General features: G+C 70.4%; 10 protein-coding genes and 4 pseudogenes. 9 read left to right on the top strand and 5 right to left on the bottom strand.

Translation table 11 applies throughout. From position 1 onward, the window contains the following. The first annotated feature begins 207 nt into the window (after positions 1 to 207). The 5 genes and pseudogenes from StrepF001_RS23375 (at position 208) to StrepF001_RS23360 (ending at position 4,424) form a co-directional block, all read left to right on the top strand. Positions 208 to 471 (top strand): annotated as a pseudogene (locus StrepF001_RS23375) (DUF2630 family protein). 255 nt (positions 472 to 726) lie between these two features. Further along, a pseudogene (locus tag StrepF001_RS48200) lies at positions 727 to 872 on the top strand (IS3 family transposase); the annotation flags it as partial. Positions 873 to 966: 94 nt separating this feature from the next. Next, positions 967 to 1,788, top strand: coding sequence for an SAM-dependent methyltransferase (locus StrepF001_RS23370; RefSeq protein ID WP_129800188.1), 822 nt, complete (start codon positions 967 to 969; stop codon positions 1,786 to 1,788). 375 nt (positions 1,789 to 2,163) lie between these two features. After that, positions 2,164 to 3,789, top strand: coding sequence for a histidine kinase (locus tag StrepF001_RS23365; protein ID WP_240797647.1), 1,626 nt, complete (start codon positions 2,164 to 2,166; stop codon positions 3,787 to 3,789). Next, positions 3,786 to 4,424, top strand: coding sequence for a response regulator transcription factor (locus StrepF001_RS23360; protein WP_129800386.1), 639 nt, complete (start codon positions 3,786 to 3,788; stop codon positions 4,422 to 4,424). The genes StrepF001_RS23365 and StrepF001_RS23360 overlap by 4 nt, the downstream gene beginning before the upstream one ends. A gap of 733 nt (positions 4,425 to 5,157) precedes the next feature. Here StrepF001_RS23360 and StrepF001_RS23355 read toward each other — a convergent pair. The 3 genes from StrepF001_RS23355 to StrepF001_RS23345 form a co-directional block, all read right to left on the bottom strand. Further along, on the bottom strand, positions 5,158 to 6,387 hold the full coding sequence (locus StrepF001_RS23355) for a cytochrome P450 (RefSeq protein WP_129800186.1): 1,230 nt from the start codon (positions 6,385 to 6,387) through the stop codon (positions 5,158 to 5,160). A gap of 169 nt (positions 6,388 to 6,556) precedes the next feature. After that, a complete protein-coding gene (locus StrepF001_RS23350; RefSeq protein ID WP_206306925.1) occupies positions 6,557 to 7,501 on the bottom strand; it encodes an LLM class F420-dependent oxidoreductase in 945 nt (314 codons plus the stop codon). Continuing rightward, positions 7,498 to 8,283, bottom strand: coding sequence for an ABC transporter ATP-binding protein (locus StrepF001_RS23345; protein WP_129800185.1), 786 nt, complete (start codon positions 8,281 to 8,283; stop codon positions 7,498 to 7,500). Before StrepF001_RS23345 ends, StrepF001_RS23350 begins: the two co-directional genes overlap by 4 nt. Positions 8,284 to 8,536: 253 nt before the next feature. Between StrepF001_RS23345 and StrepF001_RS48195 the strand changes: the two are divergent. Together StrepF001_RS48195 and StrepF001_RS23335 are read left to right on the top strand one after the other, a co-directional pair. Next, a pseudogene (locus StrepF001_RS48195) lies at positions 8,537 to 9,562 on the top strand (ABC transporter substrate-binding protein). A 26-nt stretch (positions 9,563 to 9,588) separates the two neighbouring features. Beyond that, positions 9,589 to 10,425, top strand: a complete 837-nt coding sequence (locus StrepF001_RS23335) for an ABC transporter permease (protein ID WP_129800184.1) — start codon at positions 9,589 to 9,591, stop codon at positions 10,423 to 10,425. A 237-nt stretch (positions 10,426 to 10,662) separates the two neighbouring features. Here StrepF001_RS23335 and StrepF001_RS23330 read toward each other — a convergent pair whose 3' ends face one another. Beyond that, positions 10,663 to 11,733 (bottom strand): glycerophosphodiester phosphodiesterase family protein, encoded by a 1,071-nt coding sequence (locus tag StrepF001_RS23330; RefSeq protein WP_129800183.1) that lies wholly within the window; start codon positions 11,731 to 11,733, stop codon positions 10,663 to 10,665. A gap of 220 nt (positions 11,734 to 11,953) precedes the next feature. On the opposite strand from StrepF001_RS23330, the gene StrepF001_RS23325 reads away from it, so the two are divergent. Next, positions 11,954 to 12,655 carry a nucleotidyltransferase domain-containing protein gene (locus tag StrepF001_RS23325; RefSeq protein ID WP_129800182.1) on the top strand — a complete coding sequence of 234 codons (702 nt, stop codon included), beginning with the start codon at positions 11,954 to 11,956 and terminating at the stop codon, positions 12,653 to 12,655. Between the two features lie 322 nt (positions 12,656 to 12,977). After that, complete coding sequence (gene fusA / locus StrepF001_RS23320) at positions 12,978 to 15,023, top strand: elongation factor G (protein WP_165396342.1); 2,046 nt, start codon at positions 12,978 to 12,980, stop codon at positions 15,021 to 15,023. 130 nt (positions 15,024 to 15,153) lie between these two features. Here the strand turns inward: fusA and StrepF001_RS23315 are convergent. Continuing rightward, a pseudogene (locus StrepF001_RS23315) lies at positions 15,154 to 16,029 on the bottom strand (RNA repair domain-containing protein); the annotation flags it as partial. Positions 16,030 to 16,214: the final 185 nt, after the last annotated feature.

Raw genomic sequence — 16,214 nt, 5'->3', positions numbered from 1 at the left:
TCTCCCTGAACCTGCTCTTCAATTCCTGGAGCGAGTGTTCTCGGGTTCGTGGCCGCCGGCACAGGCGACCGCGGCCGCGACCGTGGTCATCTGACTGATGCCGGTCCCGGCCAGCATGCGCGACAGTCGACACGGCGACACCGCCTCCACCGTCCACGCAGCCGACTGACCTCCAGTGACGCCCCGACAATCCCAGGAAGGGGACCAATGACCGGACACGACGCCGCTGTCGAGAAGGAGATCCTCGGACGCATCACAGAGATGATCAGCGAGGAGTGAGACCTTCGCGATCGGCTCACCGCTCACCTCGTCGACCAGACGACCGAACACGCGCGTCTGGCGCGTCTGGAGATCGAACTCGACCAGTGCTGGGATCTCCTCAGGCAGCGTCGGGCGAGGATCGCGGCCGGTCACGACCCCGACGAGGCGCACGTGCGTCCCGCGTCACAGGTGGAGCGCTATCTGTCCTGAAGGGGCTGCCGACACGTCGGTTTCGGCGAGGCGTACGGAGGGCGACACCTTTGAGGTTGTCGCCCTCCGCGCGTGACAGCCCCTCCCATCCGACCTCCCGCAGGGTCGCCAGATCGTCCGGAGCGGGCGCCCAGTCGGGACGACGAGGGGCAGCCCTCAGCCGTCCGACCAGTTCAGCAGGAGATCCGTCGATCACGGACCGGGTGGGGAACGTGCTGCGCTGCTTCCGAGCATCGCGTGGGCGGGCCCGGCCAGAGTCCGGCTGAGGAACTGGCTCGGTTGCGGGCCGAGAACGCCCGCCTGCTCAAAGTGGAGAAGGAGTGGCAGCTGGAGCGCGGAATCCTGCGCCGGGCAGCCGCCTGTTTCTCCAGGGAGGTGAAGTGACGACCCGTCGCTGGGAGCTGTGGCCCGGGGGCCTGACGAGACCTTGAGACTGTTCGCTCAAGGATTCCAAGTGATGGTCAGCAGGCGACTTTGCAGGGGAGGATGGTCGCCATGACGGATGAAGGCTCCCCTATCGACCGCACCAAGCCCAGTATCGCCCGCGTCTACGACTACCTGCTCGGCGGCAAGGACAACTACGCCGTGGACCGGGAGGTCGGCGACGTATTCAAACGTGACCTTCCTGGTTCGGTAGCAATCGCCTTCGCCAACCGCGCAGCCCTGACCCGGGCGGTCCGGGAGATCGTGACGACCACCGACGTACGGCAGTTCATCGACCTGGGCAGTGGTCTTCCGACCGCCGACAACGTCCACCAGGTCGCGCAACGGCACGCTCCGGAGTCTCGGGTCGTGTACGTCGACATCGACCCCCAAGTGCTGGTCCACGGCCGTGCACTGCTGGAGGAAAACGACCAGACTCGGGTCGTCCCGGCCGATGTACGCAACCCCGAAGACGTCCGTACCCACCCGGACACCCTGGAACTGATCGACTTCGATCGCCCCGTCGCCGTCATGTTCAGCGCCATCCTTCACCACGTCAACGACGAGGAAGACCCGGCTGGGATCGTCCGCTACTGGCGTGACCGCGTGCCCTCCGGGAGCTACTTCTTCGTCAGCCACTTCCGTTCCGGCAACAACCCGCAGACAGCGGAGGCCGAGGGAGTCCTCCAGCAGACTTTCGGCCGCGGCCGGTGGCGCACCGACGAGGAGATCGAATCCCTGCTGGATGGCCTGGAGATCCTCGACCCCGGGATCGTCCCCGCGTCCCTGTGGCGTCCTGACGTGGTTGACAGTCCGCGGCACAGCAGCGGCGAACGGGAGCTCACCGTCTGGGAGCGTCTCATCGCCGCCGGGTTGGCCCGGAAGTCCAGTTAGCCGATTCTTGGCGTACGCCGACAGCGGTCTCAGAGGTAGAGCTTGGCTTGCGCCACCACGACCGTATCGTCAGTGGTCGATTCCCCCCTCGGACATCAGCTGAGACCCCTGTTCACCAGGGGTCTCTTGTTTGTCCGGGCTGTGGCGTGACCAACAGCCCGAGCGGACATCGTCGTGTCACGGCAGCATTCACTCCCTGCCCCTGCCCGGTGCCGACGGGCTCGTGCATCACCCCGATGGCCTACGGTGTGGCCCGTGAAGAGGGAGAGAAAGCATGCCCTGGGTCTCCGGCTGGGCGGGGCAGCGGCGGCAGCCGTTTTATCCGGAGCGATCGGCGGTTGGGCCTATGCGAGGGCGGGCGGTTCCGCCGGGGACGTGACACGGGATCTGGCCGTCGGCTGGACGTATGCGGGCGCGGGCCTGATCGCCTGGTGGCGCAGGCCCGCGAACCGCACGGGTGCGCTGCTGGTCGCCGAGGGCGTCACCTGGTTCCTGGGCAATCTCCAGGGCACCGACGTGCCCGCCCTGTTCGCGCTGGGCGCCTGGTGGGAGGCGCTCAACATGGCCGTCCTGGCGCATCTGTTGCTCTCGTTCCCCGACGGGCGTCTCACCACGGCGCTGACGCGACGCATGGTCTTCTTCGCGTACGGGCTCGTCGTCGTGGGCGGGCTGCTGAGGGCGATGATGTTCGACCCGGCCGTCTCCTCGGACGCCACCTATCTGGACTGTCACGGCTGCGGGCCGAATCTGCTGCTGGTGCCCGGCACCACAGGACTCTTCGACTACGTCGACGGTGCCTACCGGGCGCTGGGCTGGGTTCTGACCGTGGCCGCGGTGGTGATGCTCGTCAGGCGCTGGCGGCATGCCTCGGTGGCGCGGCGGCGGGCGCTGCTACCGGCCTGGATCGCCGTCGTCATAGCCACCGCCTTCCTGCTCTCGCACGTGGTGCTGCGCGTGGTCCCCGCGATCGGCGACTCTGCGGAGAGCGGTGTCTACCTGGTCTCCGACCTCGCACAGGCCGCCGTGCCACTGGCCTTCCTCGCCGGTCTGCTGCGGATGCAGCTGCAGCGCGCCGAGGTGAGCGGCCTGGTCATAGAGGTCGGCGCCGACCCGGATCCGGTGCGGCTGCGCGAGGCGCTCGCCCGGGTGCTCGGCGACCCCGGGCTGAGACTGGGCCTGTGGAACGAGGAGCGCGGCGCATATCTCGACGGCGATGGCCGGCCCGTGCGGCCGGAGGGCGCGGGACGCACCCGCGTGGACTCCTCGCGCGGCGCCGCGCTGGCACTGCTGCGGCACGACCCGGCGCTCGCCGAGGACCCGCAGCTGCTGGAGGCCGTGTCCGCGGCACTGCGGCTGGCGCTGGAGAACGTCTGGCTGCGCAACCAGGCCAAGGAAGTGACCTCGCGCATCGTCCGGGCCGCCGACACCGAACGCAAGCGGCTGGAGCGAGACCTCCACGACGGTGCCCAGGCCCGGATCGTCTTCGCGCTGATGGCGCTGCGCCGCCTGGACAGGGGGGTCGCGGACCATCCGGACGAGTCGCTGCGCCGTTCGGTCGCCGAGGTCGAGAGCAGTCTGAAGCTGGCGCTCGAGGAGCTGCGGGGCATCGCGCACGGCATCCATCCGGCCGTCCTCACCCGTGAGGGCCTCGGTCCGGCGCTGAAGGCGCTGGCGGAGCAGGCCCAACTGACCGTCGTCGTGGCCGCCGAACCCCGACGGTACGATCCGGTCGTCGAGTCCACCGCCTACTTCACCGTCTGCGAGGCGTTGTCCAACGCCGCCAAGCACGCACGGGCGAAGGCCGTGAGTGTCTCCGCCCGGCACCACGACGGCAAGTTGGTCATCGAGACGGTCGACGACGGTGTCGGCGGCGCCGACACGGGGCACGGCAGTGGTCTGCTCGGCCTCGCGGACCGGCTCGCCGCCGTCGACGGCGTACTGCACATTCACAGCCCCGCGGGCGGCGGGACGAAGATCAGGGCGGAGCTGCCGTGCGTGTGATCGTGGCCGAGGATTCGGCGATTCTGCGGGAGGGGATCGTACGTCTTCTCACCGACGAGGGCTTCGAGGTGCCCGCGCACTGCGGGGACACCGGCCCCCTGCTCGACCTGGTCGCCCAGCACCGGCCGGACGTGGTCCTGCTGGACATCCGGATGCCCCCGACACACACCGACGAGGGCATCCGAGCGGCGGCCGCCATCCGTGAGCGCCACCCCGGCACCGGAGTGCTGCTGCTGTCCCAGTACGTCGAGACCGTCGGCACCGTCCAGGCGCTCCTGCAGAACCAGCACGGATTCGGCTATCTCCTCAAGGAACGTGTCGCCGACGCCGACGAACTCGCCGACGCGCTGAAGCGGGTCGCTGACGGCGGGACCGTCGTGGAGCCGGAGGTCGTCGCCCGGCTGATGGACGCCCCCCGGCCGGCGGACCCGCTCGACGAACTCACCGCGAGGGAGCGCGAGGTGCTGGCCCTGATGGCCGAGGGACGGTCCAATGAGGCCATCGCGCAGCGACTGGTCATCGGCGGCAAGACGGTGGAGACCCACGTACGGAACATCTTCACCAAGCTGCAGCTCGAAGCCGACCTCATGGACCATCGCCGGGTGATGGCCGTGCTGACGTATCTGCGAGCCTGACCCCTCGCCAGGCTCGGGCCGGCGCTCCGCTCCGGGGACGGCAGTTCCCCCGTACTCCCCCGTGTTTCCCTGCCGTCTCCCGGAGCGGTGCCGGTGAGAACAACCGTAAACGGGCCCGGATCCCGGGACATCAGGGTCAGCCCTGAGATCCGGAACCGGGGCCACCAGGTCTGGATCGGCGGCCGGCTGGTCGGCACTCTCCGGTACGGCGGTGCGGGGTGGGCGCGATCGGCGGACCGAGCCGAGCCAGGCCGGTCCGGTCCTGCGCGTCGGCCCCTGAGTGTGACCGCCCCCGCCCGCGGGCTTACGCTATGCCGGGCTGATTGCCCGTATCAGCAGAAGCGGCCGGGGCCGACCCCAGCCGCGGCCGCAGACGGAACCCAGGTGAAGCCGCGGGCTCCGGCGTCCGCGCACTGTCCTCGTCCGCCCCTGGTAGCCGCCGCTACCGCGCGGAAGTCCGGCAGCGGCATACAGCTGCCCGGAACGGGCCACTGATGCCGTCGCCGGACGTCGGGCGACCTCAGCCACCAGCCGCTGCTCACCGCCCGCAGGGCAGGGTCGACGGGCGCGCAGGGCAGCCGCAACTCCGGGCGATCCACTGATCCAGGGCCCGGCACAGGGTCGGCGTTGAAGGCGCCGCAACCGTGTGACGGCCGCTGTCAGGGTATGTGCCTGCTGGAGCGTTCGAATCGAACACGGTTCTGTGAGGGCCGGGGTACGAGATCCCCTCCGGCTACTCGGCAGGTGGTGTCCGGGAAGGCTGGGACGTCCATCGGACCGGCAACTGAACCGGGCCGCGGATGAGCATGCCGTGGCGCCACGACAGGGCGGCCGGATGGGCGTCGAGGGCGAGGTCGGGGCAGCGCTCCAGCAGGGCACGGATCGCGATTCGAGCCTCCATGCGTGCGAGCGGCGCGCCGAGGCAGTAGTGGATGCCGTGGCCGAAGGCCACATGACCGCCCGCGGGTCGCCGGATGTCGAAGCGGCCGGGGTCGGGGAAGCGTGCCGGGTCGTGGTTTGCGTCCGCCAGGGCCACGAGGACCAGCTCACCGCCGCCGGGTATGACCGTACTGCCGATCTCGACCGGCTCGGTGGTGAACCTGAACGTCGGCGTCTCCACCGGCCCGTCGTAGCGCAGCATCTCCTCCACCGCGTTGTTCATGAGTGTCATGTCCTCGCGCAGTGCGGCGATTTGATCGGGATGGGTCAGCAGGGCCAGCACGCCGTTGGAGATCAGATTGACCGTGGTCTCATGCCCGGCGACCAGCAGCAGCCAGGCGGTACCGCGCAGTTCGTCCGCGGACAGCCGGTCGCCGTCCTCGTCGGTGGTGCGGATCAGGGCGCTCATCAGGTCCTGGCCCGGGGCCCGGCGCTTGCGCTCCAGCAACTCGGCGAGATACGTGGCCACCTCACGCGTGGCTGCCAGCCGCGCCCTGGGGTCGGGGTCGGTGAGGATCGTTCCGGTCCAGGCGCGGAACGCGGCCCGGTCCAGCATCGGCACGCCGAGCAGCTCGCAGATCACCGAGATCGGCAGCGGGAACGAGAGTGCCTCGACCAGATCGGCCCGCCCTTCTGGAAGCGCCACCATCGCGTCGAGCAACTCGTCGGTGATCTGCTGCACGCGCGGCGCGAGCTGCTCGATCCGGCGCGGAGTGAACTCGCGCACGACCAGTTTGCGCAGCCGCTCATGGTCCGGCGGGTCTGAGTTGAGCATGTGCGGTCCCGCGGATGGACTGGAGATCGGAAAGGAGGGCGAGGCGTTCTTCCACTGTTTGGATAATCGCGGATCCACGAGCGCGGACCGCCCGGCCTCGTACCCGACGACAAGCCAGGCCTCCGCACCCTCCGGAATCCGCACCTTGTGCACGGGTCCGCGCTCGCGCAGCGCCGCGTAAACCGGATACGGATCGCGGACGAAGTCCTCGCCCATCGCCACCAGATCGATCACCTCGGCTGCCGCCATCTCCTGCCCCCGTCTCCCGGCTGGCCGCGACGCTAGCAGTGGGCGGCGCTTCGGCGAAGGACGAATCCAGTCGAACCGGGCGGCGTGAAACTGGCATGGCCGTGCTGGAATCACGGTGCCGGCGGTCGGGCAGTCACCTTCTGGAACAAGGCGCCTCGGTTTTCACGTGCTACAGCTGCGGGAGTACCTCACCGGCGATGAGTTCCAGGTGGTCGAGGTCGGTGAAGTCGATCAGTCTCAGATGGATACGGCTTGCGCCGATCGTGGAGAACTCGCCGAGTCGCTCCACCAGCTGGGCCGGGGATCCGACCACCGGATCCTCCGGCGGCAGCGCGCTCTTGACGTGCAGCGGGGCGGCCCGCCGTTGCGCCTCCGCGCCGGTACGGCCGATGGCGACCACGACACCGGCCGAGAGCACCAGCGGTGCCTGACCGGCGACGGCCCGGCCGGTCCGGTCGCATGCCTCGACAACCCGTTGGTACGCCCGGGCAGTCTCTGCCACCGACTTGAAGGGCATGTTGAACTCGTCGGCATACCGAGCGGCCAGCTCCGGGGTGCGCTTGGGGCCGCGGCCCCCGACGATGATCGGCGGCGCCGGCACCTGCACGGGCTTCGGCAGGGCGGGCGCGTCGACCAGTTGGTAGTGGTCGCCGCGGTAGCTGAAGCTCTCGCCGACCGGTGTCCGCCACAGGCCGGTGATCACCGCCAGCTGTTCCTCCAGCCGGTCGAAGCGCTCCGGGGCGGCCGGGAACGGGATGCCGTAGGAGGTGTGTTCCCGTTCGTACCATCCGGCGCCGAGGCCCAGCTCGACCCGCCCCCCGCTCATCCGGTCGACCTGCGCCACCGTCACGGCCAGTGGGCCCGGCAGCCGGAAGGTGGCCGGGGTGACCAGGGTGCCCAGCCGGATCCGGGAGGTCTCCCGGGCGAGCGCGCCCAGCGTGAGCCACGCGTCGGTGGGGCCGGGCAGCCCGGGACCGGCGCCCATGGCCTGGTAGTGATCGGCCCGGAAGAAGCCCTCGAACCCGCCGGCTTCGACGAGTCGGGCGAAGCGCAGCTGATCCTCGTAGTCGGCGCCGCGGTGCGGCTCGGTGAAGACGCAGATCCGCAGGGTCATCGTCCCTCCGTTTCGGCCGACGTGAACACGTCCCGTTCCATCAGCAGCTCGTGCAGATCGGCGCTGTACCGGGCCACTTCGCCGAGGTGCGCAGTTCGGCCCAGCTTCCGCGGCCGGGGAATGGCGATGTCGACGATCTTGTGGATCCGGCCCGGGCGCGGGCTGAGCACCACCACCCGGTCGGCGAGCAGCACGGCCTCGTCCGTCGAGTGGGTGACAAAGACGACTGTGGCCGAGTTCTCGATGTGGATGCGCTGCAGCTCCACTGCGAGGTCCGCGCGGGTCAGCGCGTCGAGTGCGGAGAACGGCTCGTCCATGAGCAGCACCCGGGGTTCACCCATCAGCGACCGGCACAGTGCGACGCGTTGCTGCATACCGCCGGAGAGCTCGTGCGGCCGGTGCTTCTCGAAGCCGCTCAGTCCGGCCGTCTCCAGCAGCCGGTACGCCCGGTCGCGGTGCTCGGCCTTGTTCCAGCCGAAGACCTCCACGGGCAGCATGACGTTGTCGAGGACGGACCGCCAGGGCAGCAGGGCCGGCCGCTGGAACAGCATGGCGACATCCCGCCGGGCTCCGGTGACTCGCTCGCCGTCGATGGTGATCTCGCCCTCGGTGACCGGCAGCAGCCCGGCGATCAGCCGGAGCAGTGTGGACTTGCCGCACCCGGACCGGCCCACCACCGCCACGAACTCACCCTCGGCAATGTGAAGGCCGATGTCCTGGAGCGCCACCGTCGAACCGGACCGGCTGGTGAAGCTCCGGGACACACCGGTGAGTCTGATCATCCGGCGGTCTCCCCATCCACTGGCGATCGCCATGCCGGCCGGTTCGTAACGCCCGGTCAGGTTACCCGGAGCAGGCCGCTCAGCGGTACCTGTCGTCCTGTCGGTGATTCCCCACACCTGGCTCACAACTACCCGGCTCTCGTACGCTGTTGCCCGCACCGAGTGTCATGCCCTCGGCGGTTCCGTCACGCCGTTCTGTCTCGACGCCCCTCCGCCGGCGCGGCCGGCGGTCGGAAAGGACAACACTGTGCGCATGAACAGGTTCGCCCGTACGGTCGCCGCGGTGGCGCTGGCCACAGCGCTGGCGCTGGTGTCGGGGTGTGGCGGCTCGGATTCCGACGCAGGTGCCGGTGCGGACGACAAGGCACTGGAGAAGGTGACCTACCTGACGTCGTTCGGCAACTTCGGCCGGGACGCGTACGCCTGGGTCGCGAAGGACAAGGGTTTCTTCGAAGAGGCCGGCTTCGACGTGGAGATCAAGCCGGGCCAGGGTACCGGCGGCGTGATTCCGGCCGTCGCGAGTGGCCAGGCGCAGTTCGGCCCGATCGACCTGACGGGAGGTCTGCTGCACATGGGCAGCGGCCAGGCGAAGGACTTCGTCGCGGTGGCCGCCATCCAGCAGCGCACCATGGCCGCCATCGCCACCACCTAGGGCAGCGGCATCGCCACACCGAAGGACATCGAGGGCAAACGGCTCGCCGACACGCCCGGCTCCGTCGTGCGCAACCTCTTCCCGACGTACGCCCGGCTGGCCGGAGTGGACGCCGGCAAGGTGACCTGGGTCAACGGCGAGGCACAGACCCTGATGGGCACGCTCGCCGGCGGCTCGGTGGACGGCATCGGCCAGTTCGTGGTGGGCAAGCCGACCATCGAGGCGGTGACCAAGAAGAAGGCGGTCCTGCTGCCGTACAGCGACGTGATGCCCGATCTCTACGGGAACGTGCTGATCACGTCGAAGAAGATCGCCGAGCAGGAGCCGGAGATGGTGAAGCGGTTCACCACCGCCCTGCTCAAGGGCTTGGAGTACAGCCTCGCCAACTCCAAGGAGGCCGCCGAGATCCTGAAGCGGAACGTGGACGCCACGAATCCGGCCGCCGCGGCCGCCGAGTTGGAGTTGATGGCCGCATACGTCACGCCAGGCGGTTCCGGCACGGCGATCGGGACGCTGGACTCCGGGCGGGTCGCGAAGAGCATCGCGATCCTGCAGGACGCGGGCGCGCTGTCGCAAGGAATGACCCCTGATCAGATCATCGACTTCGACCTGGTACCGAAAGCCTGATCACGCCGCGCTGGGAGAAGGATGGGATGACCGGACTCCCGAAGCCGCAGCAGGCCCCGGAGCCGGTGCCCATGCCGCGAGTCGGACCACAGCGCAGGACGGGCATCGGCGTAGTGCTGCTGCCCTTGGCCGGGCTGCTGGTCGCCCTCGGCGTGTGGTGGCTTCTCACGTCGGTGCTGGCGGTGATCCACCCGGCAGTGCTCCCTCCGCCCGGTGCCGTGCTCTCGGCGTTCACCGCGGCCCCGGCCCAGTTCCTGGAACACACCGGCGACACCACGGTGGAGACGGTTGTCGGGTTCGTTCTCTCCAGCGCCTGCGGAGTTCTGATCGGACTGTCACTGGCGGGCTCGCGGGTACTGGAGCGAATGTTCACGCCGCTGCTGGTCGCCGTCAACGCGGTTCCGAAGATCGCGCTCGGGCCGCTGTTGGTGGGGGCGCTCGGCTGGGGGCAGAAGCCGGTCCTGACCATGGTCTTCCTGCTCTGCTTCTTCCCCATCGTGCTGTCCACCGCGACCGGCCTCACGTCGACCCCGGCGGACCTGGCCGAGTTGGCGCGCTCGCTGGACGCCTCGCGCTGGCAGGCGTTCCGGAAGGTACGGCTGCCCGCCGCGCTGCCGCAGATCTTCGTCGGGCTGAAGGTGGCCATGCCGCTCGCCGCGATCGGCGCGGTCATCGGCGAGTTCCAGGCCGGTGAGACCGGGCTGGGCTATCTGATCGTGCAGGCCGGCGGGGTCGGCGACACCGCCACCGCCTGGGCCGCGATCATCCTGATCGGGTTGATGAGCATCCTGCTCTACTTCGCTCTGGTGCTGTTGGAGCGGTTCGCGCTGCCCTGGGTCAGGGAGACGACCTCGCACGGCTGACCTGGGGGACTCTGTCGCCCGACTCCGGCCCGCGGCAAGCGTCGCATCCCCCGCGGCGCGGCACGGGACGTCGGCACACCTACGCCGTGCTGCCCGAGGCGAGGCGCACTGCCGCGCCGATCGGGACCGGCCACCGGGCGAGCTCCGGCCCGCCCGCCCAGGACGACTCGTGCGGGCGGAGCCTTCGCTCGGCCCGCACGAGTCGTGTGTCGTGTCCGCGTGCCCTCGCCGTGCCTTTCAGTGGCGCGGGAAGTACGCCTTCGGCAGCCGTATCCCGCGGTCGGCCATGATCTGCCGGACACGGTCCGGATGGTTCGTGATGATGCCGTCGACCCCCATGTCCATGAGCGCCTCCACCGTGGCCGGGTCGTCGCAGGTCCACGGGACGACCTTCAGGCCCCGCGCGTGGGCCTCGGTGATCATCGTGCGGTCGGGGTAGAAGCGGAAGCCGGGGTCGCCGATCTTGCCGTTCTGCGGGAAGCCGTAGTTGGGGGAGAGCGCCTTGACGCCGGGGACGGCCGCGGCCGCCCTGACGAAGTCGCCGTCGTAGTCGTCGGCGTCGATCCCGCCGAGCCAGGGGGAGGCGCCGGGCTTGCCGACCTGGAGGAAGTCGTAGTTGGTCAGCGCCACCAGCGGCCACCGCGGCGCGAGCCTGTGCATCTCCTTCAGCGCACCCCAGTCGAAGGACTGGATGGTGACCTGGCGCTCGAGGCCCGAGGCGCGGATCTCCTCGAACACGCGGCGCACGAACAGCTCCCGCGGCGCGGTCTGCTCGGGCGCTCCCGCTTCGACCTTCGTCTCGATGTTGAGGGTGACCTGCCTGGCCTGGTAGCTCTTGACGAGGTCCAGGACGTCCCGGAGCTCGACCATGCGGGCGCCCTTGATCTGCTCCTGCTCGGGGTAGCCGGGCAGCTGCTGGTAGCCGCAGTCCATGGTGCGGATCTGCGCCAGCGTCAGGTCCTTGATGTACTTGCCGACGTACGGGTACATCGGGTCGCCCGGCACGACCGGTGCCGTGTCCCGGCACTTCTGGGCGCTGACCTGCCGGTCGTGGGTGACGACGACCTTCCGGTCCTTGGTGACCTGGGTGTCCAGTTCCAGGGTGGTGACACCCAGCCGCAGCGCCTTGCCGAACCCTTCCAGGGTGCTCTCGGTCGTCATGCCGAGGCCGCCGCGGTGGGCCTGCAGGTCGAAGTGCGACTTCTGAGGCAGTACGCCGGCGCCATCCGTCGTCGTTGCATGAGCGGCCGTGGGGAGGGCGAGCACCGGCACGAGAGCCAGGCCGGCGAGGAAATGTCTTGCGGACATCGAAACCTCACTCGTTGGGGTTGGGGCGATCCCAGGACGCTAGTTCGACGCCGGGCGCGGCTGAAGACCTCGGCATGATGCAGCTGTGAACGCTCGACGAACCCGAGGGTGACCGGGCGGTCGCCCGAAAATGGCAGGCCGATCGCCGGGGCAGCGCGGCATCATGACGGTCCGCCGCCGCCAGTACCACCAGGGCGCGCGATGAACACCGGGGGGACCTGTGACCGTGACGAACATCCTGCTGTCCGGCGTCGTCGGCTCGACCGCCTACGGACTGGCCCACAAGGGCTCCGACGTGGACCGGCTCGGCCTGTTCGCCGCCCCCACCGAGACCCTGCACGGCCTGCACGGCCCGAAGGAGTCCCACGTCACCACGGCCCCCGACCGCACCCTGCACGAGGCAGCCAAGTGGTGCCGGCTCGCGCTCGGCGGCAATCCGACCGTCATGGAACTCGTCTGGCTGCCGGAGGAGTTGTACGAGGTGCGGACGGAGCTCGGCGACGAGCTCATCGGCATCCGGGCGTCCTTCCTGAGCGCCCGGCGGGTCCGCGATGCCTATCTCGGTTACGCCACACAGCAGTTCAGGAAGCTCCAGAGCCGCGGCGACGGTTCGTTCTCCGCGGACACCCGCAAGCGCACCGCGAAGCACGCCCGCCACCTCAAGCGACTGTGCCGACAGGGCTACGAGCTCTACACCACTGGGCAGTTGACCATCCGGGTCGAGGACCCCGAGAGCTACCACCGTTTCGGTGAGCAGGTCGCCGCCGACCCCGCGGCCGCGCTGCCGCTGCTGCGCCGATTCGAGGCGGCCTTCGACGAGTCCCGCAGCGTACTGCCCGAACAGCCCGACGAATCGGCCGCGGAGGCGTGGCTGCGGCGGGTCCGGGCGCGCTTCTACACACCGGATGCGGTCCCGGCGTAGACCTCGAAAAGGTTCCGGAGGTAGACCTCGAAAAAATCCGGTGCCCCGAGCCCACCCGGTTCCCTACACTCGCCACGTTCCGAACAGCGAGTCGAGTGAGGGGAGCCGGGCCGTGCGTGACCGCATCGCCGTCGTCGTTCCCCGCTCCCGCTACGAGGTGATCCTCGTGTCTCCGGCCGCCCGGTGCCCGCTGCGCGGCCGGTACCGGACACCCGTGACGAACGACTGAGCCACGCGCAACACCAACGCCTGGCGCCTGCCTGCCCGTTCGTCCGGGAATCGCGCTGCCCTTTCACCGAACCATCCCGAAAGGCCATGGGCCGTGCGTACCGCACTGAATCGTCGACCGACCACCGTCCGCAACCTCGGCATCCTCGCCCACGTCGACGCCGGCAAGACCACCGTCACGGAACGGATCCTCTACGCCACCGGCACCACCCACCGGCGCGGCGAGGTCCACGACGGCACGACCGTCACCGACTTCGACCCGCAGGAGCGCGACCGCGGCATCACCATCTTCGCCGCCGCCGTCAGCTGCGACTGGGACGGGCACCGGATCAACCTGATCGACACGCCCGGGCACGTCGACTTCGCCGACGAGGTGGAGCGATCGCTGCGGGTGCTCGACGGGGCGGTCGCGGTGTTCGACGCCGTCGCCGGGGTCGAGCCGCAGAGCGAGTCCGTGTGGCGGCAGGCGGACCGGCACGGCGTGCCGAGGATCGCCTTCGTCAACAAGCTGGACCGCGCCGGGGCCGACCTCGACACGGCCGTCGCCTCGATCCGCGAGCGGCTCCATGCGGCGCCGCTGGTCGTGCAGGTGCCCATCGGCGCGGAAGACGGCTTCACCGGCGTGGTGGACCTGGTACGGATGCGGGCGCTGGTGTGGACCGACGGCGCCGAGGCGGTCGTGGAGGAGCCGGTTCCGCAGGAGCTGCGGGACGAGGCGGTGCGGCGGCGTCGGCTGCTGGAGGAAGCTGTTGCCGAGCTGCACCCCGCCGCGCTGGAGGAGTTCTGCGACCAGGAGACGCTCACGGCAGCGACTCTTGCCTCCGCCCTGCGCGACCTGACCCGGACCGGCGACGGCGTGGTCGTGCTGTGCGGTTCGGCGTACCGCAACCGCGGCATCGAGCCGCTGCTCGACGCGGTCGTGGCGTACTTGCCGTCCCCGCTGGACGTACCGCCGGTGCGCGGCACGCTCGACGGGGTGGAACAGGAGCGGGCTGCCGACCCGGACGCACCGCTCGCGGCACTGGCGTTCAAGGTGAGCGCCACAGCGACGGGACGGCTGACCTACCTGCGGCTGTACTCGGGGACGATCGAGAAGGGAGAGACCGTGTGGGACGCGGGCGCGCGGCGCAGTGAGCGGATCGGCCGGATCCTGCGTGTGCAGGCCGACCGGCACGCCCAGGTGGAGCGGGCGGTCGCCGGGGACATCGTCGCCGTGGTCGGGCTGAAGTCCGCCCGCGCCGGCTCGACCCTGTGCGCCCCTGGCGCGCCGCTCGTCCTGGAACCGCCGAGTGTCGCCGACCCGGTCGTCACCGTGGCGGTCGAGGCCGCACGCTCCACCGACACCGACCGGCTGGCCACGGCGCTGGCGCGGCTGGCCGAGGAGGATCCGTCGCTGGTCGTGCGGACCGACCCCGAGACCGGGCAGACGGTCCTCTCGGGCATGGGCGAACTGCACCTGGAGGTCGCCGTGGAGAAGCTCCGGCGTGCCCACGGGCTGGACGTGCAGGTCGGACGGCCGAAGGTGACCTACCGGGAGACAGTCGTGCGCGGTACGTCCGGGCACGTGCACCGGCATGTCAAACAGGACGGCGGAGCGGGCCAGTTCGCGCAGGTCGTCCTGGACGTCGAACCCCTGGAGACCGGCTTCGAGTTCCGTTCGACGGTCGTCGGCGGCCGGGTGCCGCAGGAGTACGTCCGGGCGGTCGAGGCCGGCTGCCGGGACGCCCTGGCCGAGGGGCCGCTCGACGGACACCCGGTGACCGGGCTGCGCGTCACCCTCACCGACGGGGCGACCCATGTGAAGGACTCGTCCGAGACGGCGTTCCGTACGGCAGGTCGGTTCGCGCTGCAGGGCGCCCTGCGGGCGAGCACGATGGCCCTGCTGGAACCGGTCGTCGAGGTCACGGTCACGGTGCCCGAGGACGCCGTGGGCAGCGTCCTCGGTGACCTCGCCGCCCGGCGCGGCCGGGTCTCCGGCTCGGCCACCCGGTCGGGCTCGGCGGTCGTCACCGCGACCGTGCCGCTGGCCGAACTCTTCGGGTACGCGACGCGGTTGCGCAGCCGCACCCAGGGGCGGGGCACGTTCACGGCCCGGCCGACGGGGTACGCGCCGGCACCGGTGACGGTGTCGGCCCGTTAGCGCCGACGGCGGCCCCTCCCGTAAGCGGGCGGGGCCGCCACTCAGGCGGCCCTTTGCCTCACCTGTCGATGATCTCGGAGAGCCAGGCCGTGTCCTCCGCGCCCGGCGCACCGGGGCCTGGGTCGGGCAGCCAGCGGACCTCGCCCGTGCCGAGAGCGACCGTTGCCCGCGGCCGCATCGGCCCGTCGCCCCTGCGCGAGAGCAGGACGAGCTCCCAGACCGTCGCCGTCATGGCGTCGAGCCGGGCGGCACAGTCGGCGGCGACCCGCTGCGCATCCCGGGTCCGGCCCAGGGACAGATGCGGTGTGAAGCCCTTGGCGCGCCCACGACAGCGTGGGAACCGCTGCTGCAGAGCGCGGTACAGACCCGCCCACGGGGTCTCGCCGGTCGCCGCCGGGTCGAGCCACACGGTGAAGTACGCCCGGTGCCGGAAGGTGCGCACCCCGTCCAGCCTGGCCGTGAAGACCGGCGTCTCGGCCGCCGCCGCGGCCAGCAGCGGGGCCGCCCGCTCGAAGTCGGACTCCGGCACGAAGCCGAAGAGCAGATTGACGTGCGGCGGCCAGCGGTGGATCTGCGGATCGTGATCCCGACGGATGTCCTGGATCGGCGGCCACAGCTCCGCAGGCGGGATCCAGGCCACCGCAGTGCGGGGCGTCGGGGATACGTCGAGGACGTCAGTGGGCTCGCTCCCGCCGGAGCTCGGGTCGGTTTCCACACCGTAATGGTGCGATACGTCCCAGCCCTCGGAGGTGGGCGCATCACCCCGCACCCGGCCGGCGTCCGACGTGCCGATGCAGTCCACACCCGTGGCCCGGTCCCAGACCACCTCACCGTCCGCCTCGATGAACACCACCCGGTGCCACGGGATGTCGCCCCCGGGCACGAAGGAGGGCAGCGGGATGCGCTCGGGGGCGTCCCCGCGCCGGCTGATCCCCAGCACGAAACGGGCCGGGTCGAACCGCGGATCCCAGAGGACCCGGTGATAGATCTCGTCGCTGGTCCGCATCACGCCTCCTCTCCCTCCAGGGTGCGCCAGGCATCCCCCCCACGATCGTGTCATCCGCTCCCAGGAGTCGGCTCGTGATCCGGCTCTGGGGGGCGCTACTGCTCGTCGCCGTCCGCCTCGGCGGCGTACTTGATCACCCGGGCTGCTTCCGGAGGCGTAGGTGGTGGTGCAGTCGGGGGCACGGC

It is taken from the genome of Streptomyces sp. F001 (assembly GCF_004187715.1).
In the GTDB taxonomy this organism is placed as follows: domain Bacteria; phylum Actinomycetota; class Actinomycetes; order Streptomycetales; family Streptomycetaceae; genus Streptomyces; species Streptomyces flavusporus.
This window is presented reverse-complemented; position numbering and strand designations above follow the sequence as displayed.

Bases quoted from the DNA above. Each gene is read 5' to 3' on its own strand.
- StrepF001_RS23370 (WP_129800188.1), top strand. From the start codon at position 967: ATGACGGATGAAGGCTCCCCTATCGACCGCACCAAGCCCAGTATCGCC.
- StrepF001_RS23355 (WP_129800186.1), bottom strand. From the start codon at position 6,387: ATGGCGGCAGCCGAGGTGATCGATCTGGTGGCGATGGGCGAGGACTTC.
- StrepF001_RS23350 (WP_206306925.1), bottom strand. From the start codon at position 7,501: ATGACCCTGCGGATCTGCGTCTTCACCGAGCCGCACCGCGGCGCCGAC.
- StrepF001_RS23345 (WP_129800185.1), bottom strand. From the start codon at position 8,283: ATGATCAGACTCACCGGTGTGTCCCGGAGCTTCACCAGCCGGTCCGGT.
- StrepF001_RS23335 (WP_129800184.1), top strand. From the start codon at position 9,589: ATGACCGGACTCCCGAAGCCGCAGCAGGCCCCGGAGCCGGTGCCCATG.
- StrepF001_RS23330 (WP_129800183.1), bottom strand. From the start codon at position 11,733: ATGTCCGCAAGACATTTCCTCGCCGGCCTGGCTCTCGTGCCGGTGCTC.